The 25555-nt window shown below is 63.8% G+C and carries 26 protein-coding genes and 1 pseudogene; 13 read left to right on the plus strand and 14 right to left on the minus strand.

Annotated elements, in window-relative coordinates:
- Positions 1-45: 45 nt before the first annotated feature.
- A complete protein-coding gene (locus HB630_RS16530) occupies positions 46-885 on the minus strand; it encodes an oxidoreductase (protein ID WP_213773337.1) in 840 nt (279 codons plus the stop codon).
- Positions 886-1006: 121 nt separating this feature from the next.
- Here HB630_RS16530 and HB630_RS16535 point away from each other — a divergent pair, with 121 nt between their 5' ends.
- Positions 1007-1897, plus strand: coding sequence for a LysR family transcriptional regulator (locus tag HB630_RS16535; RefSeq protein ID WP_213773338.1), 891 nt, complete (start codon positions 1007-1009; stop codon positions 1895-1897).
- Between the two features lie 137 nt (positions 1898-2034).
- Here HB630_RS16535 and HB630_RS16540 read toward each other — a convergent pair whose 3' ends face one another.
- From HB630_RS16540 to mbfA, 5 genes are all read right to left on the minus strand, one after another.
- Positions 2035-2865 (minus strand): enoyl-CoA hydratase-related protein, encoded by an 831-nt coding sequence (locus tag HB630_RS16540; protein ID WP_213773339.1) that lies wholly within the window; start codon positions 2863-2865, stop codon positions 2035-2037.
- Between the two features lie 185 nt (positions 2866-3050).
- Positions 3051-3752 (minus strand): SDR family NAD(P)-dependent oxidoreductase, encoded by a 702-nt coding sequence (locus tag HB630_RS16545; RefSeq protein WP_213773340.1) that lies wholly within the window; start codon positions 3750-3752, stop codon positions 3051-3053.
- Between the two features lie 358 nt (positions 3753-4110).
- Positions 4111-5583 carry an amidase gene (locus HB630_RS16550; RefSeq protein ID WP_213773341.1) on the minus strand — a complete coding sequence of 491 codons (1473 nt, stop codon included), beginning with the start codon at positions 5581-5583 and terminating at the stop codon, positions 4111-4113.
- A gap of 109 nt (positions 5584-5692) precedes the next feature.
- Entirely contained in the window at positions 5693-6223 is a 531-nt protein-coding gene (locus HB630_RS16555) for a cytochrome b (RefSeq protein WP_213773342.1), read from the minus strand.
- Between the two features lie 155 nt (positions 6224-6378).
- A complete protein-coding gene (gene mbfA, locus HB630_RS16560; RefSeq protein ID WP_213773343.1) occupies positions 6379-7350 on the minus strand; it encodes an iron exporter MbfA in 972 nt (323 codons plus the stop codon).
- Positions 7351-7469: 119 nt separating this feature from the next.
- On the opposite strand from mbfA, the gene HB630_RS16565 reads away from it, so the two are divergent.
- Positions 7470-8192, plus strand: a complete 723-nt coding sequence (locus HB630_RS16565) for a nitroreductase (protein ID WP_213773344.1) — start codon at positions 7470-7472, stop codon at positions 8190-8192.
- A gap of 7 nt (positions 8193-8199) precedes the next feature.
- Here HB630_RS16565 and HB630_RS16570 read toward each other — a convergent pair whose 3' ends face one another.
- Positions 8200-8985 carry an enoyl-CoA hydratase/isomerase family protein gene (locus HB630_RS16570; protein WP_213773345.1) on the minus strand — a complete coding sequence of 262 codons (786 nt, stop codon included), beginning with the start codon at positions 8983-8985 and terminating at the stop codon, positions 8200-8202.
- A gap of 22 nt (positions 8986-9007) precedes the next feature.
- The gene (locus HB630_RS16575; RefSeq protein WP_213773346.1) at positions 9008-10120 is read right to left on the minus strand and encodes a cyclic nucleotide-gated ion channel; all 1113 of its coding nucleotides are present in this window, start codon (positions 10118-10120) and stop codon (positions 9008-9010) included.
- A gap of 380 nt (positions 10121-10500) precedes the next feature.
- Here HB630_RS16575 and HB630_RS16580 point away from each other — a divergent pair, with 380 nt between their 5' ends.
- The 3 genes from HB630_RS16580 to HB630_RS16590 all read left to right on the plus strand — a co-directional run bounded on the left by HB630_RS16580 (position 10501) and on the right by HB630_RS16590 (position 12951).
- Positions 10501-11166: a cyclic nucleotide-binding domain-containing protein gene (locus tag HB630_RS16580; protein WP_213773347.1), complete on the plus strand. Its 666-nt coding sequence runs from the start codon at positions 10501-10503 to the stop codon at positions 11164-11166.
- An 18-nt stretch (positions 11167-11184) separates the two neighbouring features.
- Entirely contained in the window at positions 11185-12045 is an 861-nt protein-coding gene (locus HB630_RS16585) for a DUF6537 domain-containing protein (RefSeq protein ID WP_213773348.1), read from the plus strand.
- 558 nt (positions 12046-12603) lie between these two features.
- Complete coding sequence (locus HB630_RS16590; RefSeq protein ID WP_213773635.1) at positions 12604-12951, plus strand: DUF3307 domain-containing protein; 348 nt, start codon at positions 12604-12606, stop codon at positions 12949-12951.
- Here HB630_RS16590 and HB630_RS16595 read toward each other — a convergent pair.
- The gene (locus HB630_RS16595; RefSeq protein WP_213773636.1) at positions 12935-13441 is read right to left on the minus strand and encodes a GNAT family N-acetyltransferase; all 507 of its coding nucleotides are present in this window, start codon (positions 13439-13441) and stop codon (positions 12935-12937) included. The genes HB630_RS16590 and HB630_RS16595 overlap by 17 nt on opposite strands.
- Positions 13442-13576: 135 nt before the next feature.
- On the opposite strand from HB630_RS16595, the gene HB630_RS16600 reads away from it, so the two are divergent.
- On the plus strand, positions 13577-13975 hold the full coding sequence (locus tag HB630_RS16600; RefSeq protein WP_213773349.1) for a hypothetical protein: 399 nt from the start codon (positions 13577-13579) through the stop codon (positions 13973-13975).
- Positions 13976-14257: 282 nt separating this feature from the next.
- On the opposite strand, the gene HB630_RS16605 is transcribed toward HB630_RS16600, so the two are convergent.
- Together HB630_RS16605 and HB630_RS16610 are read right to left on the minus strand one after the other, a co-directional pair.
- Positions 14258-14593: a YkgJ family cysteine cluster protein gene (locus HB630_RS16605; protein ID WP_213773350.1), complete on the minus strand. Its 336-nt coding sequence runs from the start codon at positions 14591-14593 to the stop codon at positions 14258-14260.
- Positions 14594-14723: 130 nt separating this feature from the next.
- Positions 14724-15422, minus strand: a complete 699-nt coding sequence (locus HB630_RS16610; protein WP_213773351.1) for a YafY family protein — start codon at positions 15420-15422, stop codon at positions 14724-14726.
- Positions 15423-15526: 104 nt separating this feature from the next.
- Here HB630_RS16610 and HB630_RS16615 point away from each other — a divergent pair, with 104 nt between their 5' ends.
- On the plus strand, positions 15527-15799 hold the full coding sequence (locus tag HB630_RS16615) for a hypothetical protein (RefSeq protein ID WP_213773352.1): 273 nt from the start codon (positions 15527-15529) through the stop codon (positions 15797-15799).
- A 35-nt stretch (positions 15800-15834) separates the two neighbouring features.
- A complete protein-coding gene (locus HB630_RS16620; protein ID WP_213773353.1) occupies positions 15835-16563 on the plus strand; it encodes a glutathione S-transferase family protein in 729 nt (242 codons plus the stop codon).
- A 6-nt stretch (positions 16564-16569) separates the two neighbouring features.
- Here HB630_RS16620 and HB630_RS16625 read toward each other — a convergent pair whose 3' ends face one another.
- Positions 16570-17199, minus strand: coding sequence for a pyridoxamine 5'-phosphate oxidase family protein (locus tag HB630_RS16625; protein ID WP_213773354.1), 630 nt, complete (start codon positions 17197-17199; stop codon positions 16570-16572).
- A 128-nt stretch (positions 17200-17327) separates the two neighbouring features.
- Between HB630_RS16625 and HB630_RS16630 the strand changes: the two genes are divergently transcribed.
- Positions 17328-18221 carry a LysR family transcriptional regulator gene (locus HB630_RS16630; protein WP_213773355.1) on the plus strand — a complete coding sequence of 298 codons (894 nt, stop codon included), beginning with the start codon at positions 17328-17330 and terminating at the stop codon, positions 18219-18221.
- Between the two features lie 251 nt (positions 18222-18472).
- Here HB630_RS16630 and HB630_RS16635 read toward each other — a convergent pair.
- Positions 18473-18886 (minus strand): annotated as a pseudogene (locus HB630_RS16635) (PaaI family thioesterase); the annotation flags it as partial.
- 226 nt (positions 18887-19112) lie between these two features.
- Entirely contained in the window at positions 19113-20282 is a 1170-nt protein-coding gene (gene pobA / locus HB630_RS16640) for a 4-hydroxybenzoate 3-monooxygenase (RefSeq protein WP_213773357.1), read from the minus strand.
- A gap of 376 nt (positions 20283-20658) precedes the next feature.
- Here pobA and HB630_RS16645 point away from each other — a divergent pair, with 376 nt between their 5' ends.
- From HB630_RS16645 to HB630_RS16660, 4 genes are all read left to right on the plus strand, one after another.
- Positions 20659-21459, plus strand: a complete 801-nt coding sequence (locus HB630_RS16645) for a crotonase/enoyl-CoA hydratase family protein (protein WP_213773358.1) — start codon at positions 20659-20661, stop codon at positions 21457-21459.
- The gene (locus tag HB630_RS16650) at positions 21456-23330 is read left to right on the plus strand and encodes a feruloyl-CoA synthase (protein ID WP_213773359.1); all 1875 of its coding nucleotides are present in this window, start codon (positions 21456-21458) and stop codon (positions 23328-23330) included. The genes HB630_RS16645 and HB630_RS16650 overlap by 4 nt, the downstream gene beginning before the upstream one ends.
- A gap of 35 nt (positions 23331-23365) precedes the next feature.
- Positions 23366-24127, plus strand: coding sequence for an SDR family NAD(P)-dependent oxidoreductase (locus HB630_RS16655; protein ID WP_213773360.1), 762 nt, complete (start codon positions 23366-23368; stop codon positions 24125-24127).
- A gap of 200 nt (positions 24128-24327) precedes the next feature.
- Positions 24328-25479 (plus strand): ABC transporter substrate-binding protein, encoded by a 1152-nt coding sequence (locus HB630_RS16660; protein WP_213773361.1) that lies wholly within the window; start codon positions 24328-24330, stop codon positions 25477-25479.
- The last annotated feature ends 76 nt before the right edge of the window (positions 25480-25555 follow it).

Below are 25555 nucleotides of genomic sequence, written 5' to 3' on the forward strand. Positions count from 1 at the left end.
AGGGTCCGACCAATGCGCCGCAGTCGAGGATCGATTGCAGCAGCATCATGCGGTCTTCTCGCTGAAGTCGGTCGAGGTCGAGACCGCTCGCCACGCGGCGAGCTCCCGCGCGACAAAGGCGTTCTTGTTTTCGATGCGTTCGACCGTGTCGCTGCCGAGCGGCAGGCGGAGCGGTGGGCTTTTCGCGTTCACCAGCATGATGAACGCCTGGGCCAGCTTGCGCGGATCGCCGCGCTGGCCGTGATTGAAATCGGCGGCAATAGCGCGGGTCTTGCCGACGGTCTCCCGATAATCGTCGATCTGTTGCGCGGTGTGCCCCAGCGAAGTCTCGTCAAGGAAGTCGGTGCGGAAAAATCCGGGTTCGACCACGGTGACATGGATGCCGAGCGGCGCCACTTCGGCGGCCAGCGCCTCGCTGATGCCTTCGACCGCGAATTTGGTGCCGCTATAGACGCCCCAGCCGGGATAGCCGGTGTAGCCGCCGACCGACGAGAGATTGATGATGTGGCCCGAGCGTTGCCGGCGCAGATGCGGCAGCACCGCGCGGGTGACGCCGAGCAGGCCGAACACGTTGGTGGCGAATAGTTTCACGGCTTCGGCGGCACTGGCTTCCTCGATCGCGCCCAACAAGCCGTAGCCGGCATTGTTGATGAGGATATCGATGCGGCCGAATTGCTTGATCGCCTGACCGACCGCCTGCTGGGCTTCGGCTTCGCTGGTGACATCGAGCCGTGTCGCCAGCAGTTGCGGATGCGGGCCGAGGCGGGCCGTAACGGCCGACGGATCCCGGGCGGTGGCGACCACGGCGTCGCCCGCGGCCAGGGCAGCCTCCGCAATCAAGGCGCCGAATCCCCGCGAGGCCCCTGTGATGAACCAGACACGCATGATGTCGTCCTTTTCGCGTTGGGCCCGGCGGACCGGCCAGGCTGATCCGTGAAAGATAGCGGCTCGCCATAGCTGAGATAATCCGGTATATGATCCACAAGCTACTGAGTAAAATTCATCAATGAGGATCGATCCTTCCGATCTTGCGACCTTCCTGGCGATCGCCCGGCACCGCAGCTTTCGTGCGGCGGCAACCGAGCTCGGCGTATCGGCGTCCGCGTTAAGCCACGCCCTGCGCAATATCGAGACGCGGCTCGATCTCAGGCTCATCAACCGCACCACCCGCAGCGTCGCGCTGACGGAAGCGGGGCAGCGTCTGTTCGCGCGCATCAGCCCGGCGTTTCAGGACATCGACGACGCGCTGGAGGATCTCAATAATTTCCGCGGCAAGCCGGCCGGCACGCTGCGCTTCAACGCGGCGCGGCAATCGGCGCAACTGGTGCTGCTGCCGATCGTGACGCGGTTTCTCAAAAGCTTTCCCGACGTCAATGTCGAGATCGCCGTCAACGACGCGCTGATCGACATGGTGTCAGCCGGCTTCGATGCCGGTGTCCGCTTCGGCGAGACCATTGCCGCCGACATGATCGCGGTGCCGATCGGCCCGCGGCATCGTTTCGCGGTGGTCGGCTCGCCCGACTATTTCAAGCGGCACAAGCCGCCGGTGACGCCGCACGATCTCAAGGGCATGCCCTGCATCCGTTACCGCTTCTCGAGCGGCGCGTTCTATCGCTGGGAATTCGAGCGCGGCGGCATCGAGGTCGATATCGATGTCGAGGGGCCGCTGACGCTGAACGGCCAGGATCTGATGCTCGACGCCGCGCTGGATGGCGCCGGCCTTGCCTTCGTGTTCGAGGTGCAGGCACAGGAACTGATCGCCAGGCGCAAACTGGTACGCGTGCTGGCCGATTGGTGCCCCGCCTATCCCGGATTCTTTCTGTATTATCCGAGCCGCCGTCAACTCCCGGCGGCGCTACGCGCCTTTGTCGACTTCGTCAAAGCCGCAGCCAAATAGCCGAGAGCGAGATGGCTTTAATTGAATCGGTTTATCCGCGGATTCAGTTTACCTCTCCCCGGCGGGGAGAGGTCGATTTGCGCAGCAAATCGGGCGAGGGCGCGCGCGTCTAACGAGAAACGTAATTTCATCTCGCTCTAATTTCCCGTGAACACCGGCTTGCGCTTCTCGATGAAGGCCTGCACCGCCTCGCGGTGATCGGCGGTCGCAGTCAGCCGGATCAGGCGCTCGGCCTCGTGGTCCCGCGCGGTGGCGAAATCGAATTGCAGGGCCTCGTCGAGATTGTCCTTCATGTAGTGCAGGGCGAGCGCCGGTCCGTCGGCAAAGGATCTGGCGAGCGCGAAGGCTTCGTCCTGGAGCCTGTCGTCAGGCACCACGCGGTTGACGAGGCCGATCGCCTCGCAGCGCGCCGCGTCGACCTTCTCGGCGGTAAACATCAATTCGCGCGCCCGTGCGGTGCCGACCAGTCGCGTCAACAGCCATGCGATGCCGTAATCGCCGCTCAAGGCCACGCGCAGATAACCGGTGGACACGAAGGCCGATTGCGCGGCGATGCGGATATCGCAGGCCATCGCCAGCGCCAGTCCCGCGCCGGCCGCGGGTCCCGGCAATGCCGCGATGGTCGGCTTGCGCACCGCGACCAGCGCCCCGGTCAGGAGCCGCTGCCGCTCCCGCAGATCGGCGACCCGCTCTTCATAAGGCAGGTCGAGCTTGGTCCGATCGCGGTTCGCGCCCATGCCCTTGATGTCGCCACCCGAGCAGAACGCCGTGCCGGCGCCGGTGATCAGCAGCGCGCCGACGTTGCGGCTCTCGCCGCAATGCTTGATCATCCTGCGCAAGGCCGGGGTCAAATGGTCGGAAAGGGAATTGCGCGCCTGCGGCCGGTTCAGCGTCATCACCGCGACGCGGCTGCGGATCACGCACAACAGCTCTTCAGTGCCGGTGTCGATGCTGGTCTCGGTGGTCATTTCGTTTCCTCATGGCCCCTTATTGTGTGGCTCCGTACAATCGTCATCCCGGACGACGTCAACGGGTCCGCGCAAAGCGCGGCCCGATGACAGGCTCCGCGGCGATCCGGAATCTCGAGATTCTTCGATGTGCAATTGCACATCGGAGTTCGATGTTTCGCATCGCCCCGGAATGACGGCGATACCTAAAACTTCTCCACCCAGGGCCGCAGTTCCAGTTCCCAGGTCCAGGCGCTGCGCGGCTGTTGCAGCACGTTCCAGTAGCTCAAAGCGATCGCGTCGGGATCGAGCAGCGAATCCGGGCGGCCGGCGTCTTCCGTGCGCGCGGCGCTGCGGATGCCGCCGTCGATGACGAAATGCGCGATGTGAATACCCTGCGGCGACAATTCGCGCGCCATGCTCTGCGCCAACCCGCGCAGCGCGAACTTGCCCATCGCGAACGGCGCCGATTGCGGATAGCCCTTGACGCTGGCCGAGGCTCCCGTGAACAGGATCGCGCCGTGTTTATGGGGCAGCATCCGCTTCACGGCCTGCTGCGCCACCAGAAAGCCGCCGAAGGCGCTGACCGCGATCGCATTGGCGACCTCTGCCGGAACCAGTTCGGTGAACGCGCCGCGCGCCCGTGCGCTGGCGTTGTAGACGACGAGATCCGGCGTGGCGATCTCGCGCTCGACCAGGCCGAACAGCCGTTCGACCTCGTCGGCGTCGGTGGCGTTGCAGGCAAAGGCGCGGGCGCCGGTCTCCGTGCAAAGCGCGCCGAGCTTTTCGATGCTGCGCGCCGCCAGCGCGACCCGAATGCCTTCGCGGGCAAACAGGCGCGTGAGCGACGCGCTCAGGCCGGGGCCGGTGCCGACAATGAGAGCGGTCTTGTATTTCGGCGTTTCCATGGACGGCTTTCCTTGATTGGTTGCGGGTGGGTTTCGGCGTCCCAAGGCTGTCTCTGTGGCCAGGATAACGGAAGAGGCGGCAGGATGGAGGGCGACATTCCAGCACCGGATATGCGATGACGATCAAATAACAGATGAGGAAACGAACGAGGGCTTTCAATGCACCCGTTCAAAGATAATCGCCCGGGCTCAATGTCGCCGCGGGCACGATTTCAGTTCTTTCTCGTCGTGGGGGTGCGAGTATGCCTGATCGTCTGTCATTCCGGGCTCGATGCTTCGCATCGCCTGAGAAGCATGAGGCCGACGTGTCTCATGCTTCGAGACGCGCGCAAACGCGCTCCTCGGCAGGAGGGGCCGTTTAGTCGTCGAACATCGGCGGCGGGACGAAACCGCCGAACTCGCGTTCGATCAATTCGGCGAGCTTGAGCGGCGTGCGGTCTTCCAGCCAGGGGCCGAGGATCTGCACACCGATCGGCAGTCCTTGCGGCGAAAGGCCGATCGGGATCGCGGTGGCCGGCAGTCCGGGCAGCGTCGCGATGCCCGGCCATGCCAACTGGTCGACATAGGCATGGTCCTTGCCGTCGATACGGATGCGGCGCTTTTCCTGGTCCGGCGAATGGTCGTGCGGAAAGGCCGGCGTCGGCATCAATGGGCAGATCACCACATCGAAGCTCTTGAACAATTCGCGCCATTGCGCCCGCAGCCGCGTGCGCCCGCTATCGGCCATCAGCCAGTCGCGATGGCTCAGCATGACGCCGCGCAAGCGCTCCGCGGCGAGGCTGATGTCGTCAGCCGCGAGCCTGGCCGCCGCTTCCTTTGCGCCCTCATAGATCTCCGGCTGGAACGACACCGCGAGGAATGACAGCAGCATCCGCATATAGAGCCGGGTCGAGGCCGCAAAATCCGGCAACAGCGGGCTTTCGCGGGTCACGGTCGCGCCGGCCTTGCCGAGGTTCGCCGCCAGTCTCTCGATGGCGGTACGCACCGCCGTATCGGTCGGCAGGACCGGATCGGTATCGATCAAAAGCACGCGAAACTGCTTCATCTCGCTGTGACGCGACGCCGGCAGGGCGAGCCGGTAGGCCTTGCCGGCTTCCAGCGGATCGGGGCCTGCGATCACGTCGAGCAGTAGCGAAAGGTCCGCGGCCGAGCGCGCCATCGGCCCGATCACCGAGAGATCGCGCTCGAACGGCAGCGGCGGCAAGGGCGGCGGCGTATGGCCCCGCGGCGGCACCAGGCCGAATGTCGGCTTGTGGGCATAGACGCCGCAATGGAACGCCGGCACGCGCAGCGAGCCGCCGATGTCGGAGCCGAGCGAGAGCGGCCCGTAACCCGCGGCCAGCGCCGCGGACGATCCGCCGGAAGAGCCGCCCGGCGTGCGGCCAAGATCGTAGGGGTTGTTGGTGGTGCCGTAGATCTCGTTGTAGCTCTGCCAGTCGCCGAGCCCGATCGGCACATTGGTCTTGCCCAAGACCACGCCGCCGGCCTCTTTCACCCGTGCAATCGACAGTGCATCCTCCGGCGCCACGAAATCCTTCTGCGCCGGAAAGCCCCAGGTCGTGGGCAGCCCGCCGACATTATAGGATTCCTTGACGGTCAGGGGGATGCCGAGCAGCGGCTTGCTTTCGCCGCGCGCCAAGGCGGCGTCGGCGGCGCGTGCGGCGTCGAGCGCGCGGGAAAAATCGCGGACGCAGACCGCATTGATCTTGCCGTCGTGACGTTCGATCCGGTCGATCGCGTCCTGCGTTAGTTCGACGGCGGAGACTTTTTTCGTGGCCAGCGCGGCCGATAATTCCGTCGCGCTCCTGAAGCTCCATTGCGATTTCGCCAAGGCGTCTCTCCTGCCATCATGCGCATACCGGAACCGATGATGCTCGGTTCCGGCACCGCCTGCAAGGCGGCGCGCGAGATTGCAGATATCGCAAAGAGCAAGGAGGTCGCTATCCCGGCAACATCCGCTGCATCACGCGGTTGCGGAACACGAAAACATGGGCCAGCGCCGCCGCCACATGAAGGCCGATCAGGATCAGCAGCGCCCATTCGAATTTCTGGTGCCAATGATTGATGGCGCGAATCGCGGTCGAGCTTTCCGAGGCCAGCATCGGCAGCGGTGTCACGAAGAAGAACGAGATCGACCAGCCGCGAAACGATGCGAACAGCCAGCCGCTGATGGTCGTGGCCAGCACCAGCAGATAGAGCAGCCAGTGCGCCGCCTCCGACGTCAGCCGCTGCCACGGTGCAAGCGAACTTTCCGGCGCCACCGGATGCGTCAGCCGCCATACCAGCCGCAGCACGATAAGCGCGAGAATCACGACGCCGATCGAGATATGCCAGGTCATGGCGTCTCCGGGCGTCATGCCGCGGTGGACGTCCGGCATCAGCCAGCCAATCGGATATTGAATCAGCAGAAGCGCCACGATGAGCCAGTGGAACACCTTGGCGGTGGTCCCATATTGCAAACGATCGGTCATGATTTCTCGTCAGGTCGGAGGCCGCATTTTCTCTTATGCTAGAAGTGCAACGCTTTCAGTACGTCGGGGTCGGGCATTGACTAGAAATGTTCTAATCGTGCGGCGCCTGTTTTCGGCATTGTTACAGGGATGTGACCGTTGCCGGGGTGACAGGCCTATGCCGCTCCGATCAGAATGCCGACGCCCAGCACGATGACGCCGCCCAGCACGATCTGGAATACCGCCTGCAGGAACGGCGTGTCCATATAGCGTGAACGGATGAAGGCGATCGCCCATAATTCGAAGAACACGACGATGCCCGCGATCGCGGTCGCGATCCAGAACGCGTTCGGCCATGAATCCGGCACGAGATAGGGCAGGGAGTGACCGAGGCCGCCGATGGCGGTCATGATGCCGCTGGCCGCGCCGCGCAGCCAGGGCGAGCCGCGTCCGGTCAGAGATCCGTCGTCGGAGAGCGCTTCGGCAAATCCCATGCTGATGCCGGCGCCGATCGAGGCGGCCAATCCCACCAGGAAGGTCTGCCAGTTCTGATGCGTCGCGAAGGCCGCGGCGAACAACGGGGCGAGTGTCGAAACCGAGCCGTCCATCAATCCGGCGAGACCTGGCTGCACATATTGCAGCACGAAGACGCGCTGGCGGGTTCTGTCCTCGTTGGCGCGAACGTCCGGACTGAGGATCTTGTCGGTCAGCTGCTCCGCAAGCCGTTCATGGCCTTTTTCCGCCTCCGCGAGGTCGCCCAGCAGCCGGCGGACGCCGACATCCTGGGCCAGCTCGACAGCCTTGACGTAAAACCGCTCGGCCTCGAATTCCATCGTCTCGACCTCTTTCCGGATGGTGTCGAGCGGCAGGTTCTTGGTGAGCCAGATCGGACGGCGGCGCAAGAATCCCCGGACATCCTCGCGACGGATTGGCGGCAAATGCGGTCCGAAACGCTGCTCGTACAGTTCCAGCAGCCGGTGGCGATGGCCGGTTTCCTCTTCGGCCATCTCCTCGAACAGTTTTGCCGAATCCGGATAGCGTCCGGCCAGGTCCTCGGCGAAGGTCATGTAGATGCGGCTGTCTTCCTCTTCCGAGGAGATCGCGACCGCGAGCACTTCCCGCTCGGTCAGATCGGAGAAATTCTTCACGCTTCCGGCCTTTTTAGAATTAGAATAATTCTAAACTATATAAAGGCAGGCCGCGGGCAGGTCAAATCGGTATGCTTGTCGGTGTTTTTGCAGGAATTCGAGCAGGGAGGACGACAGAGATGCAGGATGCCACCGCGCAACCGCCGAAAGCGCATCATTCGACCGAGGACCGCATCGACGTGCTGGAGGAACTGCTGCACGAGCGTTACTCCGTCCGTGCCTTCCTGCCGCAGCCCGTGCCGCGCCCGATCATCGAACGCATCCTGACGGCGGCGCAACGCACAGCATCCTGGTGCAACAGCCAGCCCTGGCAGGTCGTGATCGCCAGCGGCGAGGCGAAGGAGCGGTTTCGCAAATTGATCTATGCCGAGGCTATTTCGGGCGCCGGGGACGACTATGACCTGCCACCGCCGCGGGAATATCTCGGCGTCTATCTCGACCGCCGCCGTGAAAGCGGATTCCAGCTTTACAATACGCTGGGCATTGTCAGAGGCGACAAGGCCGCCTATGCCAAACAGGCGCTGGAGAACTACAATTTCTTTGGCGCGCCGCATGTCGCGATCATTCATTCGACCGAAGCGCTCGGAACCTACGGCGCGATCGATTGCGGCGCCTATGTCGGCAATTTCATGCTGGCGGCGCAGGCGCTCGGTCTCGGCACCATTCCGCAAGCCGCCCTGGCGCGTCATTCCGGCCTGATCCGCCGCCACTTCAAACTCGGCGACGACCGCCGCGTGGTCTGCGGAATTTCATTCGGCTACGCGGACAGCGCCCACAAGGTCAACAGCTACCGCACCTCGCGCGCCAGTCTCGCCGACACCGTGACCTTCGTGGACGAGTAACGGCGTTCTAAAACCGCGGCGGCCGCTTTTCCGCGAACGCCTTGATGCCTTCCTTGATCTCGTCGCCGCGCATGCTGTCGCGGTGGCGGCGGTCGGCGGCTTCGCCATCGAGCTGGCCGCGGGCGAATTCGTTGATCGCGCGCTTCATGCCGCGCATCGCGACCGGCGCGTTGCCGGCGAGAATCGTCGCGAGCCGGTCGACCTCCCGGTCGAGCGTATCGGCGGACGCCACTGCCGTGAGATAGCCGATCCGCAGCATCTCGCTTGCGTCGATCTTTTGCGCGGTCAGGAACAGTTTCTTGGCGTTGTCGGCGCCGAGCCGCGACACGTAGCGCATGATGCCGCTCTTGTAATAATGCAGCCCGAGCCGCGCCGCCGGCATGAACATCTCGGCGCTGTCGATGCCGATGCGGAAATCGCAGGCCAGCGCCAGATCGGTGGCGCCGCCATAGACGCCGCCGTTGAGCCGGCAGATCGTGGGAACGCCGAGATCCTCGAGCCGGTTGACGACGGCCTCGAACGCCGATCCGCCGCTCTCCTGCTCGACGGCGCTGGTGGCGCGCTCCGCGACCGAGTTGAGATCATATCCGGCACTGAAGGCGCGGCCGGTGCCGGTCAACACCAATACCCGCACCGCCGGATCGGCCTCGATCCGCTCGAACAGTTTTGTGAGCGCGGCGAGATCGTCGGCTTGCAGCCGGTTCAGATGCCGGGGCCGGTTGAGGCGGATGGTGGCGCGCGCGCCGTCGATGTCGAGGATGGGCGCGCTCGCGGTCTCGGCCGCTTCGGTCATGGCTGTCTCCGTCGGGTCATATCTATTGGTTTTCCAATTCGCGACGCTTGGCTTCGGCATCGATGGTCTGCGACAGATCGGGATGCCGCGCCATCAACACGCGGAAGTCGACCAGATCGAGTACCAGCAGCTTGGATAGCCGCGTGGTCGCGATGTTGGCGGAGCGCAGATGGTTGCCGAGCAGTGCCATCTCGCCAAAGAACGCGCCTTCGCCGAGCCTGACCTTCTTGCCCGGCAAATCGACCTCGACCTCGCCGGACGCGATGAAATACATGCAGTCGCCGGCCTGGCCCTTGCGGATGATCGTGGTGCGCGGCGGCAAATCCATCGTGCGCAGCATGTGCGTGACATCGGCGATCGCGGCCGGACCGAGCGCGGCGAAGAACGGCACCTTGCTGACGGATTCCCAGGTCTTGAGAAAATTGTCGCGCCGGGTTTCCGCGGCGAAGCCGGTGGCGAGAATGCCGGTCCAGAGGCCGAATACGCCGAGGCCGCAGATCATCACGAAGGCCGCGACCAGACGGCCGAGCGGCGTGATCGGCACCACGTCGCCATAGCCGGTCGTGGTCAGGGTCGCGACCGCCCACCACAGGGCGGCGGGAATGTTGTCGAAGGCCGCCGGCTGCGCGTCGCGCTCGAGGAAATAGACCGCGACCGAGGCGACGAACAGCACCACCAGGAAGATCACCAGCACGCTGAGCAGCGGCCCGGATTCCTGCACGAGCACCCGGCGCAACTGCCGCAAGCCGCGGACGCCCGGCAGCACCTTCAGGAGCCAGAGCACGCCGAGCAGCCACGCGGTCTTTGGAGCGGCGCCGGACACCAGCGCCAGCGGCACCGCCAATGCGCCGGCGGCATCCACCAGTCCCCGGAGCGACACGACATAGCTCCATACGGTCTGCGCCAGGATGGCATGGCGCAGCCGCACCCCCCATTCGAACACGAAGAACGCCAGACACGCCCATAGCAGCGCACCGATCCAGCGATACAATACGTCGTAGGCGGGCTCGACGGTGAGAAGCATCATCATGGCGACGCCGGTCGCCACCGCGATATAGGCCGGCTGCGTCATGTTGCGGCCGGCCGTTGCGGCCACGAACTGCGCCAGGGCAGGAGAGGAGGGCGGCTTTGACATCGGGGAGCGGCGTTTGTCGGTGAAAAGGTCTTGTCCGGCCGGGCGCGGCATGACAGGCCCGGCAAGGTGCCCGCGCGGGAGGGGGCCGTCAACGAGGGGGTATAAACAGAGTTATCGCAAACAGAGCTATCGCAGAAATAGCGGTGAACGGCCCGGAATAAGACCTCCGGCGCCAAGGTCCGGGAATAGAACGATCCGCCCGGCGATCCGGGTAACGGGACCGGATCGCGGATTTGGCCGGCCTGGCCTGGAATTCACGACAAAACATCGGCTTTTCGCCTTATACCAAAAGCCGGCGCGCGCCTTATGATAGGGCGCGCCGGAATCCGATGTCGAAATCCGACGCCCAGATTTATTTGCCCTGAAATTGGTTGGCACCGATGGATACCTCACATCTCGCAGAGCACGCCGGCACCGCAGGTACGTTGTTCGCCTCCGTTTTCGTCGTCGCCACCACCACGATGCGGACGATGATCCCGTTGCGGGTCTTCGCCATTCTCACCAACATCGTTCTGATCACGACCGCGATTCCGAGCCATAATTATCTGGTCATCCTGGTGCAGACCCTGGTGCTGGTGCTCAATTCCTATCGCCTGCACCAGATGCTGCAATTGGTGCGCGACGTGAAGCGATCCGTTAACAGCGATCTGTCGATGGAATGGCTGAAGCCGTTCATGACCGAGCGCAAATGCAACGCGGGCGAGATCCTGTTCTACAAGGACGAGAAGGCCGAGGACATGCTCTACATTGTCAGCGGCCGGTTCAGGCTGGTCGAATCCGGAATCGAATTGCCGGTGGGCGCCATCGTCGGTGAGCTTGGCATGTTGTCGCCGCAGAAAGCGCGAACCCAGACGCTGGAGTGCATCGAGTCCGGCCTGATCCTGAGCGTCAGCTACAACAAGGTCGAGGAGCTCTACGTGCAGAACCCGGCCTTCGGCTTTTATTTCCTTCGCCTGGCAAGCGCGCGGCTGTTTCAGAACATCGGCGCGCTCGAGCAGCGGCTGGCGCAGCAAACTGTGCCGGCTGCCGCGCCGAAACCGGCCTGAAGAACCGGGGGCGGCTGCGTGGAAGACGGCGTCCTTTCCTCGTTACATTATCTGTTCGCCGACATCATCGGCGACGATGATGACGTGGCGCCCGGCCTGCCCGACGATGTGCCCGACGGGACGGCGGCCATCGTCAGCGCCGGAATCGACCGGCTGATCGATTATCAGAGCACCAGCTATGCGCAGCTTTACGTCGAGCGGCTGCGGCGCTTTGCCGGCAGGCCGGGCGTCGATGCCGCGATGTTCGGCGAGATCGCTCAACTGATGGCGATGCGCATGAGCTATGAGGATCCGATCCGGATCGCGCAGTTGAAGCTGACCGGACGGCAGCCGGGCGGCGACCGCAGGAAATTCCGGATCGATGAATTGATCGGCGCGCTTCCGGCTGTCATCGCCGAACCGGTGATCGACCTGCTCGACCGGTTGAACTGGGCGCATGCGCCGGTCTCGATCCGCTACAGCGCCGCCGGCCGCTGGGGCATTCGCCGCCTGAAAATCGAGGCGGGGCTGAAGCGATGGCGGCTGTTTTCGGTGCGCTATGCCAGGGAGCGGGTCTGGGTCGAACGCTGGCTGCACATGATCGATCGCAGCCTGGCCAAACAGCCGGCGGCCGCCTTGGCGGTCGTTCAGACCGCGGCCATGATTCAGGGCTATGGCCACGTCTATCGCCAGGGGCTTGCGGACTGGCATGCGATCATCGACGGCTTGGTCAAGCCGACCTTCGACGGCGTGCTGCCGCTGACCGATCTGGCCGGTGCGATCGCCGAGGCGCGCGGGGCCGTGCAGTCTGATCGGCGACAGATCGCGCTCAAGCACCGGATCGCGGAGATCAGGGCGCGCGCGCAGTCCGCAACCGAACCGGCAAACACCGCGGCGTAGTGCCGGCGGTCAGGTGCTTCGCGTGGCTTCGAGGATTGCGACATTTTGTCCAGGCGCGCCACGCCCGCCCGCTGCGCCGCAGTAATCCCTGGAGCGATCGCCTTGCGCGATCGTAAATACCGATAGCGTTTTCGAGCGAAGTGGATTCCGGTTCGCGTGAAGAAAATGCGTCACAACAAAAGAGGTGAGCCCGGCTCTGATTCAATCAGAACCGGTAAGGCTCTAGAAAAAAACAATTTTTCCCACCTTCGCCGCTATCCGGGACCGGCGGCGATGTTGGCTCTTCGATGCCAACCTGGGGGGCAGCCCGGATGGGCGCCAGCGTCGCTATCGCCGTTCGGCCACACTCCACGGTTTTTGAATACCTCACAGGTGCATTCCGGCACCGGAGATGTCATAAATACAGGCATCGAATGATCCGCTTTGAGAAAATATTGTGCTGACGCCCTAGATTTCCTGTTCCCGTGTTGTCGTTTCAGATCAGTCCCAGCAAAAGGCGTTAGCTTGTCGTTTCCTGCATTGTCATCCTCGGTTCCGGTAGGCGCGCTTGTCGGATGGATGCTCGTTCTCGCCTTCAAGCACGTCATCGCCGATTTTGTTCTGCAAAATTCCTGGATGGCGCTCGGCAAGGACCAGAAGACCGGATGGGCGCTGCCGCTGCTGGCGCACTGCCTGGTACATCTTGCGGTTGCAATGGCGTTGATCCTGGTCCTTGCGCCGCGCTTCTGGTTTCTCGCTCTGATCGATTTCGCCATTCACATCGTGATCGACCGCGCCAAGGGGCTGGTGGCGTCGACCTTCGATGTGACGGTGGAGCATCCGTGGTTCTGGACCCTGATCGGGGTCGACCAGGCGCTGCATCATCTCACCGGATTCGGCCTGTCGATATTCATGGCGGCGAATTGATCCGGCCGGCCTCATCCCGGACCAGCACGCTCATTTGGTGCGGACCGATCTCGCGTTCGATCACGGTCCAGCCCATTCGCTCGTAATAATCTGAACGCGAGGGCCGGGTACACAGATAGAGGCGGCCGACGCCAAGCGCGAAACCGACGCGCGTGGCGCGCTCGACCAGCGCCGCGCCGACACCGCGCCGGCGCGCTGGCGGCTCGACCCACACCGCCGCGACCCAGGGCGTGAATTGCGGGCGCTCCGCCAGATCCGAGGCAATCACCGAGACGGTGCCGAGAAACGTTGCGCCGTCATGCGCGACCAGCGCGAACGGAATCGGCGTCGCGTCGATGTTTTCGCGAAGCCGGTCGGAGATATAGCCAAGCGGATGGCCGCTCTCCTTCCACCATGCCCGCCAGATCCGGTCGGCGACGATATCGAAAAATTCCGGCCGTTGGCGCAGGTCAGAAATTGACAGCCCGGAACTTGAAAAGCACTGCGGCATGGAAGTGTGTCCGATCACGCTCGCGCGGTTCCGATTCGCGCGCAACTGGCAACGTCTCCGTACAACTACCAGTTTCCGTGGTTAACCTTGCGTTAGAGAATTGCATTGCATCTTCCATGACAAGGGAGAACGATAATGTTTTCAAGCCGCGAAGCCTTCGAGAACGATTTCTGCCCGGTCCGAGACGAACTGCTCGGCGAAATGTACCGCGCTAACGAACATAGCCTGAGCAGGCTGGTGGCGGGCGTCTCTTCCGAGGTCCGGGCCATGCTGGCGCTGTTCTGCTACCGCAGAAGCCATCTGCATTCGTTGGCGCTGTCGGTCGCGGCCAGTTGCAGCGAACGCGAATTGATCGAGGCGGGCGGACGCGCCGGCTCGGCCCTCTATGCGCTGTCCCGCGGACCGGCGAGGCGGGCCGCGCCATCGTCCGACGGCCACCGCAAGCCGATCACATTGTCGACCAAGCCGCTTTCGACCTTCGCGCCGCTCGACGAACTGGACGACGAGGATTTCGTCGAAGCCGTTCCGGCCTAAATCAACACCGGCAGCTTGGTAGGGTAGGCAAAGCGAAGCGTGCCCACCGCAGTCCCACCGTATGGTGCGAATGGTGGGCACGGCGCGAGATGCGCCTTTGCCCGCCCTGCGGATTGTTCCGGCTTAAGCGTCGTTACGCCTGATTTTTCTTCACGTCGTCCCCGCGAAAGCGGCGACCCATAACCATCGGCTTTAGTCGTCGCAGCAGGCGCTGCCATGGTGCCTTCGCGCAAGATGCACGGCGTATGGATCCCGGCGCGTCCCGGAATGACGCAAGAGGGATCAAATCAGCGCCGGCAGGCCGTGCCGCCGCCGCGCCATCCGGCATTCGGCATCGCCCGGCATGCAGGTCCGGCAAACCTCGGGGCGCGCCGCGTAAATCGTGCAGGCGGTCTTGATGCCGACCTGGCCGGACAGGGCCGAACATCGCTCGCCCTCGCAACGCATGCCCGAAAGCGTCGCGTTGACGAATTGTTCGGGGATCAATTCAAGCGCGGCGTCGTCCTCGGTGCTGAAACGCGGCCAGTTCGCGGAATAGGCGCAGCACGCCCCGCAGGACTGGCAGGGATTCTGCTCACGGAGGGTCTCGGCGGCGACGGCCTGATCGTTGGCTTCCATGCCGTCGGTCTATCGCGTTTTCAAGCGAAGTGGAAACCGGTTCGCGTGAAGAAAACGCGTCAAAACAAGCTCTATCGCGTTTTCAAGCGAAGTGGAAACCGGTTCGCGCCCAGCCGGCACCCCGCCAGCCTCAATTATCGCCCGGCCGTTCCCAGATCAGGCTTTGCCGCCACTTGGCCCGCAGCACGTCGCGCCGCTCCGGATATTTTTCGCCGAGATAGTCCGCGCCGACGACGCGGTCGGTGCGAAAACTGCGAAAATCGCCGCGCAGCTCGCACCAGGCCGCGAGCAGCCGCACCGCCTCGAGATAGCCGATGGCGATCGGCCAGATCGTGCGTTCGCTATCGCGGCCGCGCTCGTCGCGATAGCGCAACGCGATTTTCTTTCCTTCATGAATCTGTACCCGCGTTCGCACCATGTCGATGCGGTCAGGTTCCCTGTTCCAGGCCGTCTGGGCGCGGCTGGCCGGCTCCAGCACGAAAGGTCTCAGCCGTTCGGGAACGGTGTCGGCGATTTTTGCGATCAGGTCGTCGGCGGCGCGCGCCAGCACCGGGTCGGCATGTGTCGCCACCCATTGCGCGCCGAGCACGGCGGCTTCGATCTCATCGGGCGTCAGCATCAGTGGCGGCAGGTCGAATCCCTTCTCCAGGATATAGCCCATGCCGGCCTCGCCGCGGATCGGTACGCGCTGTCCGATCAGGGTGGCGATGTCGCGATAGATCGTCCGCTTCGAGGTCTCGAGCTCTTCGGCGATGGAGTCCGCGGTCAGCGGCCTGCGGCTGCGCCGGAGCACCTGAATGATCTGAAACAGCCGGTCGGCGCGTCTCATGTCGGCTCTCTCTCAATGACGGATGGGCTTACCGATGCTGACAGCATGTTGGCAGCAGGCGGTTTCTATAACGGGACAACATTTCAACTGAAGGGAATTTGTCCATGGTGATTCTCGATGGCTTCGCAAGATTCCAGCCGTTCTGGCGGGCGCAGGCCTGGGCCGCGGAATGCCTGATTTCCGTTCACGGCGGCTCCGGGGATGTCCGCTGGGCGATCGCTGCACAGGTCTTGCGCGGGTTGGCCGCATTGCAGGTCGTCGCGCACCGGCTTCTGGCCTCGTGGGCGCAAAATATCATGCGCCGCGCCTGGCGGGGAGCGCGTTTTGCCGCCGTCATGACCGCTGCTGACACCATGGTGGCAGCAGGGGACAGGTAGCCTCTCGCGTCGGTCCAGTCGATCAGGAGCTTATGATGATTACGCTGTACGGTTTGGGGGCAGGTTTTGGACTGCCGGAAATCAGCCCATTCGTGACCAAGACCGAAGTCCAGTTGAAGATGGCGGGTCTTGCCTATCGCAAGCAGAGGTCGATGCCGCCGGCGTCTCCCAAAGGGCAGTTGCCCTATATCGAGGATGATTCCGAGCGCATCGCCGATTCCACCTTCATCCGCGCCCATATCGAGCGCAAATACGGTTTCGATTTCGACACTGGGCTTGATCTGCAACAGCGGGCGCAGGCCTGGGCATTCGAGCGGATGATCGAGCATCACATCTATTGGGCGCTGATTGGCGCGCGCTGGGTCGATGCCGACAATTTTGCCAAGGGGCCGGCGCATTTCTTCGATGGCGCGCCGGACAATGTCCGGGAGAAGCTGCGCGAGGACGCGCAACTCCGCGTCGCCGAGAATTATCTCATCAGCGGTCTTGGCCGTCACGCCCCGGATGACGACGTCGATCTCGCCATGCGCTCGTTGTTCGCATTGTCGGTTCAACTCGGAGACAAGCTGTATCTGATGGGCGACACGCCCTGCGGCGCCGATGCCGCCGCCTTCGGCGCACTGGCCGGAATCCTGACGCCGTTCTTTGAGTCGAAACTGCGCGAACGCGCCGAGCAGTTTCAAAATCTTGTCGCCTATGTCGACCGCATGATGCTCCATTATTATCCGGACTTCGCCTGGACGCCGTTGCGGCAGGCGGCCTGAAGAAACTCAGTGCGCGGGAGAGGGCTGGCCCTTCAGGGCAGCCAGCTCCGCTTCCAGTTCCGCGATGCGCACGTCGCGCGAGGCAAGCGCCGCCGCGACATCCGCGGCGTCGAATTTCTGCGGGATGTGCTGCGGGCAGTTAGTGTCCCACGCGGCGATCCTGAACAGGATCGCCTGCTCGGGCCGCGCCTTGTAGCCTTGCGGCATCAGCGAGCGTGTCAGCGCCGGATCGTCGTCGACTACCCGCGCCTCGCCCCAGATCTTGACGCGGCGGCGATGGGCATAGTCCATCACGAAAATATGGGCCTTGGGATTTTCGGTGAGATTGCCCTGCGTGATGTATTGCCGGTTGCCGTTGTAATCGGCGAAGGCCAGCGTGTTCTTGTCCAGGATTTTGACAAAGCCTTTTGGCCCGCCGCGATGCTGGATATAGGGTTGGCCGTCCCGGCTCGCGGTGGCGAGATAGAAGCTGTTAGTCTCGGCCAAAAAGCCCGCAAGCTTGTCGTCGATCTCGGTGCGCCAGCCGCCGTTTTGTTCGACATGGGCATAGGCATCGCGCGAGCCCTTGCGCGTTTGCATCGCCTTCACTGCCGGCGTGAACGCCACGTCGCTGGAATAGCCCTGTGGGTCTGACATCGGAAGGTCCTCGGTTGAAGTTCATCCGGCGCGCTGAAGCCCGCGCCTTACGTAAAACATGGACGTTTCCGTTATTTCCACAATCGGCTGGATTGACACTTCATTGTTGCAGGATATGAAATAATGTCATGGACCGTCTCGATGCCATGCAGGCTTTTGCCGCGGTCGCCGATCTCAGGGGATTCGCGCCGGCGGCGCGCAAGCTCGGCCTGTCGCCCTCGGCCGTGACCCGGTTGATCGCGGCGCTGGAAGATCGTCTCGGCGCGCGGCTGCTCCAGCGCACCACGCGGCAGGTTGCGCTGACCGACGCCGGTACGCGCTATCTGGAGCGGGTCCGGCGCATCCTTGCCGATGTCGAGGAAGCCGAAGGCTCTGCCGAAGGCGAGCGGACCCGGCCGCGCGGGCGGCTGGTGGTTTCGGCGCCGATGGGTTTTGGCCGTCTGCATGTCAGCCCGGTGATGTCGGCCTATCTGAAACGCTATCCCGAGGTGACCGGCGAATTGCGGCTATCCGACCGCGTGATCAACCTGGTCGAAGACGGCGTCGATCTTGCGGTCCGGATCGGCCATCTCGCCGATTCCAGCCTGGTTGCGCGCCATGTCGGCGAGATGCGGCGGATCGTGGTCGCCTCCCAGCGTTATCTCAAGCAGCATGGCGAGCCGAAGACGCCGGAGGCGATCGCAGGACATCAGACGATTCAGTTCGGTGCGGTCTCAATGCCGCCGGACTGGCGTTTTGTCCGGGATGGCCGCGAGCTTCGCGTCACGGTCGCGCCGCGCTTCGTCACCAACAGCGCCGACGCCGCGATCCAGTATGCCGAACAGGGCGGCGGCCTGACGCGGGTGCTGGCTTATCAGGCGGCCGAGGCGATCAGGCGCGGCCGCCTCAAAATCGCGCTGGCGAAATTCGAGCCGCCGGCGCTGCCGATCCACATCGTCTATCCGACGTCGCGGCTGTTGTCGGCCAAGGTGCGTACCTTCATCGATCTCGTGGTCGAAGCCAGCGATTGGCATTTCGGCTAGAGCGTTTTTGAGCGAAGTGGATACCGGTTCGCGTGAAGAAAACGCGTCAAAACAAAAATCTGGAGCTTCGGTTCTGATTCAATCAGAACCGATTATGCTCCAGGTTGATGCCGTCATTCCGCGTTCTATGTCATCACCCGCGAAAGCGGGTGATCCGGTAAACGCAGCTGTCTCGATATTTACGAGGGCCGCGGCGTACTGGATGCCCCGCTTTCGCGGGGCATGACGGCGGAAGTTGACGCGGGCTCTTCCCGCTTCGGCACCACGCGAAACGTCGCATTGGCGCGGGCGATAACGGCATCATCCGCCTTGACCAGGCTTTGCGCGAAACAGATCGTGCTGCCGGTCCGGATCACGTCGCTTTCCACCGTCAGCCATTGTCCGATTTTCGCGGAGCCGACGAAATCGACCGCCAGGCCGATCGTCACCAGCGACGAGGTCCCTCCTATCTGCAGTGCGCAACTATGGCCCATTGCATTGTCGGCAAGCGCCGCGATCAGGCCGCCATGGATCAGCCCGCGGGCGTTGGTGTGCGCTCTCGCCAGCCGCAAGCCGATGATGACGGCCTTGTCGGTGCGTTTCGAATAAAGCGGCTCCCAGGGATCGGTGAGCGGGCTCTGCCGGAAGTGACGCTCGAAGCCTTCGGGGATGTCGGGTGCGGTCATGTTCGGCTCGCAGGGTGGCGGATACCACCATTGAACGCGAAACCCGTGACGGTTTCACCGCCTACAAAGTTTTAAACAGGATTTGCCGAGGTGTTTGAAACCTAGACACATGCATGTCATTCCGGGGCACGCGAAGCGTGAACCCGGGTCTCGAGGTTCCGGGTTCGATGCGTTGCATCGCCCCGGAACGACGGCAATTATTCGCAATGACTAAGACAGCAAATGCCTAGAACGGCAGTCCGACATAATTCTCCGACAGCGAGGCCGATGCGGCTTTCGAGCTGACGAGGTAATCGAGCTCGGCGAGCTGGATGCGGGCGCCGAATTCGCCCTGGTCGGGGAATTTGTGCAGCATCGAGGTCATCCACCAGGAGAAGCGTACCGCCTTCCAGACCCGCGCCAGCGCCGTGCCCGAATAGGCGTCGATCCCGGCGGAGGATTTCTCGTCGTAATATTCGCGCAACGCGCGCGACAGGTAATGCACGTCGCTGGCGGCGAGGTTGAGTCCCTTGGCCCCGGTCGGCGGCACGATATGCGAGGCGTCGCCGGCCAGGAACATCTTTCCGAACCGCATCGGCTCGGCGACGAAGCTGCGCAGCGGCGCGATGCTCTTTTCGATCGACGGCCCGGTGACGAGTTCATCGACCGCCCTTTCATCCAGCCGGCGCTTCAACTCGTCCCAGAACCGCTCGTCCGGCCATTGGTCGATATGGTCGTCGAGCGGGCATTGCACGTAATAGCGGCTGCGGTGGGTCGAGCGCATGGTGCAGAGCGCAAAGCCGCGCGCATGGTTGTTGTAGATCAGTTCGGGCGACACCGGCGGCGTTTCCGACAGGATGCCGAGCCAGCCGAACGGATAGATCCGTTCGAAGGTCCGGATCGCGGATGAAGGCAGGCTGGCGCGGCTGACGCCGTGGAATCCGTCGCAGCCGGCGATGAAGTCGCAGGCGATCTCATGGCTGACGCCATCCTTGACGTAAGTGACGCGCGGGCGATCGCCGTCGAAATCGAGCGGCGTGACGTCGCTGGCCTGATAGACCGTCGCAAGCCCGGCCGCCTTGCGCGCGTTCATCAGGTCGAGCGTGACTTCGGTCTGGCCGTAGATCATCACGGTCTTGCCGGTGGCGGCATGCATGTCGATGCGATGGCGCACGCCGCCGAAAGCCAGCTCGACGCCGTGATGGACCAGCCCCTCGCGATGCGCGCGCTCGCCCGCGCCGACTTCGTCGAGCAGCGCCACCGTGCCTTCCTCGAGCAGTCCGGCGCGGATGCGGCCGAGCACATAGTCCGGCGTTTGCCGTTCCAGGATGACGTTGTCGATTCCGTAAACGTGAAGCAGTTGCCCGAGCAGCAATCCCGCCGGCCCCGCGCCAATGATCGCCACTTTTGTCCGCAACGCTCGCTCCCGGATTCTTGAAGGCTTCATTATTGTGGGCTTCGCGGGTGTCGCCGCGCAGCCTTGCCGTGATGATTATATCATATAACAATGCCCGCAAAGAGCATTCAAAGCGCCATGCCGGGGAGGGAGATACTGCCCACGAGAAAAAGCCGTTGGCGATGGACCGCATCGCGTGACGCCGGTTCGGCTGCGGCTGATCAAGCAGGCGGTGACAAACGGCGAACGCTTCGGGCTTTACGGTCCTGAACGATGATCGCCTCGTCAGGGACGCAACGGCCAAGCGCCTCCACCCGTGAACCTGCGCCATCCTGTCATTGACTCCTCCGTAAATAATTATAAAACATAACTATTCTGGGTAGGACATAATAAGCCCATGGGAAACGCCGCTGCTGCCGCCGATCGGGCCGGGCTGCTCAAGGTCGAGCTGTCAGGCCCGGTCTTGACCGTGGGCCTCAACCGTCCGGCCAAGCGCAATGCGCTGAACGACGGCCTCATCCTGGCGCTCCAGGATTGCTTCGCGAATCTTCCGGAGGGAATCGGCTCCGTCGTCCTTCACGGTATCGGCGATCATTTCTCTTCCGGCCTCGATCTTTCCGAACTGACCGAGCACGACGCCACCGAAGGGTTGCGGCATTCGCAAATGTGGCACCGGGTGTTCGACCGGATTCAATATAGCCGCGTGCCGGTCATCGCCGCGCTGAAGGGCGCGGTGATCGGCGGCGGGCTGGAACTGGCCTGCGCCGCCCACATTCGCGTCGCCGAGCCCTCGGCCTATTTCGCGTTGCCGGAAGGCCAGCGCGGCATTTTCGTCGGTGGCGGCGGATCGGTGCGGCTGCCGCGGCTGATCGGCGTCGCGCGGATGGCGGACATGATGCTGACCGGGCGGGTGTATGCGGCGGCCGAGGGGGCCTTGTACGGCTTTACGCAATATCTCACCGAGGCGGGCGGCGGTCTGCCCAAGGCGATGGAGCTTGCCGAAAAAGTCGCGGGCAACGCGCCGCTGACGAATTTCGCGGTGTTGCAGGCGCTGCCGATGATCGCGGAAGCCAATCCGCAGGCGGGGCTGTTGATGGAGTCCCTGATGGCGACGGTGGCGCAGAGCGACAAGGAGGCCAAGCGCCGGATCCGCGCATTTCTCGACCGCAAGACCGCCAAGGTGAAACCCGCCCCATGAGCGCGAAACCCGATACCGCGGTCCCCGCCGGGAAAAGCAGCGCGCCGTTGCGCGCGATTTCGTTCGGCGATCCCGCGGTGTCGGTCGAGCGCCGCCATGACGGCACCGTCTATCTGCGGCCCAAGGCTGAGCTCGGCGGCTATCCGGTGCGGCTCACCGACCGCCTGCATCATTGGGCCAAGGCTGCGCCGGGTCGCGTGTTCATGGCCGAGCGCGATGGCGCCGGCTGGCGCCGGGTCACCTATGCGCAATTGTTGGATTCGAGCCGGCATATCGCATCGGCGCTGCTCGCCCGCGGCCTGTCGGCGGAGCGGCCGGTTGTCATTCTCTCAGGCAATTCGATCGATCACGCCGTGCTGGCGTTCGGCGCGCTGTATGCCGGCATTCCGTTTTGTCCGGTCTCGGCCGCCTATTCGCTGATCTCGAAGGATTACGGCAAGCTTGCTTTTGCGATGAAGCTGCTGACGCCGGGGCTGGTGTTCGCCGACGACGCGGACAAATTCGCCGACGCGTTGGCCGCCAATGTCCCCGATACGGTCGAGATCGCGGCCTCGCGCGGTGCAGTGCCCGGCCGCGACGTGACAGGGTTGGCCGATCTGCTGGCGGCGCCGGAACATCCCGGCCTCGATGCGGCGCATGAGGCGATCGGCCCGGACACAATCGCCAAATTCCTGCTGACGTCGGGCTCGACCGGTAATCCCAAGGCGGTCATCAACACCCAGCGCATGCTCTGCGCCAACCAGGTGATGCTGCGCGAGACGCTGGCGTTCCTGAAGGACGAGCCGCCCGTCATCGTCGACTGGCTGCCGTGGAATCACACTTTTGGCGGCAATCACAATGTCGGTCTGACGCTGTTCAACGGCGGCTCGATGTATCTCGACGAGGGCAAGCCGGTGCCCGGCGGCATCGAGGAAACCGTGCGCAATCTTCGCGAGATTTCGCCGACGGCGTATTTCAACGTGCCGAAGGGATATGAATCGCTGCTGCCCTATTTGCGCGACGATCGGGCGTTGCGTGAGAAATTCTTTCACCGTCTGCACGCGATGTTCTTCTCCGGCGCGGCGATGTCGCCCTATGTCTGGAACAGCCTCGATGAACTCTCGGCGCAGCAGAAAGGCTATCGGGTGCCGATGCTGACCGGGCTTGGCGCCACCGAGACCGCGCCGTTTTTCATGTCGGTGCGGCCCGATACCAGCCGCTCCGGCCATGTCGGTCTTCCGGTCTTGGGCAGCGACGCCAAGCTGGTCCCGAACAACGGCAAGCTGGAAATTCGCGCCAGGGGACCGAACGTCACGCCCGGCTATTGGCGCCAGCCGGAATTGACCGCGGCCGCGTTCGATGAGGAGGGCTTTTACAAGTTAGGCGACGCGCTCAAGCCCGTAGCGGCGGATGATTTTAGCTCAGGCTTTGATTTCGACGGCCGCATCGCCGAGGATTTCAAGCTCGCCAGCGGCACCTGGGTCAGCGTCGGCCCGCTGCGCGCGCGCTTCATCGCCGCCTGCGCACCGATGGTGCGCGACGTGGTGATTGCCGGCATCAACCGCGATGAGGTGTCCGCGCTGGTGGTGCTCGATCCCGACGGTTGCCGCCAGATCAATCCGGCGCTGGTCACGGACGACATCGCGGCCGCGGCGTCCGATGCAGCCATCCGCGACGCGTTTCGCGACCGGCTGGTTCGTTTCTTCGCGGCATCGACCGGGTCCTCGAACCGCATCACCCGTGCCATCCTGCTCGACACGCCATTGTCGATCGACCGCGGCGAAGTCACCGACAAGGGCTCGATCAACCAGCGCGCCGTGCTGGAGTATCGCAGCCGCCTGATCGACGAGCTATACTCGCCGGCGCCGGCGGCAAAGGTGATCACGCTTTAGCCCATTCCGAGAGTTGTTCGACAGGGAGAGACATCATGCAATTGAAAGATCAGGCCGCCATCGTCACCGGCGGCGCATCGGGACTGGGGGCTGCCACCGCGCGCAAGCTCGCGGCGCAAGGCGCCAAGGTCGCCGTCTGCGACCTCAACGCCAAGCTGGCCGAAACCGTCGCCGCCGAGATCGGCGGCGTTGCGGTGGTCTGCGATGTCGCCGATGCGGCGTCCGCCGAAGCCGCTGTTGCTCAGGCCGCGAAAGCCCACGGCCCGGCGCGGGTGCTGGTGAATTGCGCCGGCATCGCGGTCGCCAAACGGGTGCTCGGCCGCGAGGGGCCGATGCCGCTCGGCGACTTCGAGAAGATCATCAAGGTCAACCTGATCGGCAGCTTCAACATGCTGCGGCTGGCGACGGCGGAAATGTCGAAGCTGGAGCCGCTGTCGACCGGCGAGCGCGGCGTCGTCATCTGCACCGCGTCGGTGGCGGCCTATGATGGCCAGATCGGGCAGTCGGCCTATTCGGCCTCGAAGGGCGGCATCGTCGGCATGACGCTGCCGATCGCGCGCGAGCTGGCGCAGTTCGGCATTCGCGTCATGACGATCGCGCCCGGCCTGTTCCTCACGCCGCTTCTGGCCAGTCTGCCGCAGGAGGCGCAGGATAGCCTCGCCGCGGCGATCCCGTTCCCGCGCCGGCTCGGGCATGCCGACGAATACGCTTCGCTGGCGCTGCACATGATCGACAATCCCTATCTCAACGGCGAAGTGGTGCGGCTGGACGCCTCGCTCCGGATGGCACCGCGCTAGGAGCGCCCTGCCGGCATGAAATTCGCGGGGCGCCGCGCGGTCTCCTCCACTGGCCGGAGGAGGCCGTAATTTCGTGCGCCGCCAAAGCCGTTTTGCCGGGCTGACTCGGGCGGCCACATCGCCTAAAGAGGGGGCTGAATGAGCAGTCGAATTTTGCTTTGAGACATAAGATTCAAGGGAATATCCAAGGGAGGAAGTCAATGAAACTCGTTCACCTGTCCGCCGCGGCGATCGCGGCGGCGCTGGCGCTGCCGGGCCTTTCGGCCCGGGCGCAGACCAATGAAATCACCGTCGGCATCTCGATTTCGACCACCGGCCCGGCCGCGGCGCTCGGCATTCCCGAGCGCAATGCGCTCGAATTCGTGCCCAAGGAAATCGGCGGCGTGCCGCTCAAGCTGATCGTGCTCGACGACGGCGGCGATCCGGCCAACGCCACCACCAACGCCCGCCGTTTCGTCACGGAGTCCAAGGCCGACGTTATCATCGGCTCATCGACGACGCCGCCCTCGATCGCGATCTCCGATGTCGCCAACGAGGCCGGAATTCCGCACATTTCGCTGGCGCCGTTTCCGATTCCGCCGCAGCGGGCCAAGTGGTCGGTCGATATGCCGCAATCGGTGTCGATCATGGGCAAGGTGCTGTACGAGCATATGAAGGCGCATAACATCAAGACCGTCGGCTATATCGGCTTTTCCGATTCCTACGGCGATCTCTGGTTCAAGGATCTCGAGAGCCAGGGCATTCCGATGGGCATGACGCTGGTCGACGAAGAACGCTTCGCGCGGCCCGATACGTCGGTCACGGGCCAGGTGCTGAAACTGGTCGCCGCCAATCCCGACGCGATCCTGATCGGCGCCTCCGGCACCGCGGCGGGATTGCCGCAGCAGGAATTGCGCGACCGCGGCTACAAGGGCCTGATCTACCAGACCCACGGCGCCGCCAGCATGGACTTCATCCGCATCGCGGGTCCGGCGGCGGAAGGCGTGATCATGGCGTCCGGCCCGGTGATGGATCCGGAAGACCAGCCCGACAGCGCCCTGACCAAGAAGCCGGGACTGGCGCTCAACACCGCCTATGAAGCCAAATATGGCGCCAACAGCCGCAGCCAGTTCGCCGGTCATTCCTATGATGCCTTCCAGGTGCTGGAGCGCGTCGTTCCGGTGGCCTTGAAGACGGCCAAGCCCGGCACGCCGGAATTCCGCGAGGCGATCCGCCAGGCGCTGCTGAGCGAGCGCGAAATCGCGGCGACCCAGGGCGTCTACAATTTCACCGAAAAGGACCGCTACGGCCTCGACGACCGCTCGCGCATCCTGCTCACGGTGAAGAACGGAAAATACGTTCCGGCGCAGTGAGCGGCGGGCCGTAACTCTGTTCGATCAGTTTGCGCTTTTCACCCTCCCCCTCCAGGGGAGGGTGAAGTGAACCGCA

The organism is Bradyrhizobium sp. dw_78 (genome assembly GCF_018449525.1).
GTDB lineage: Bacteria > Pseudomonadota > Alphaproteobacteria > Rhizobiales > Xanthobacteraceae > Bradyrhizobium.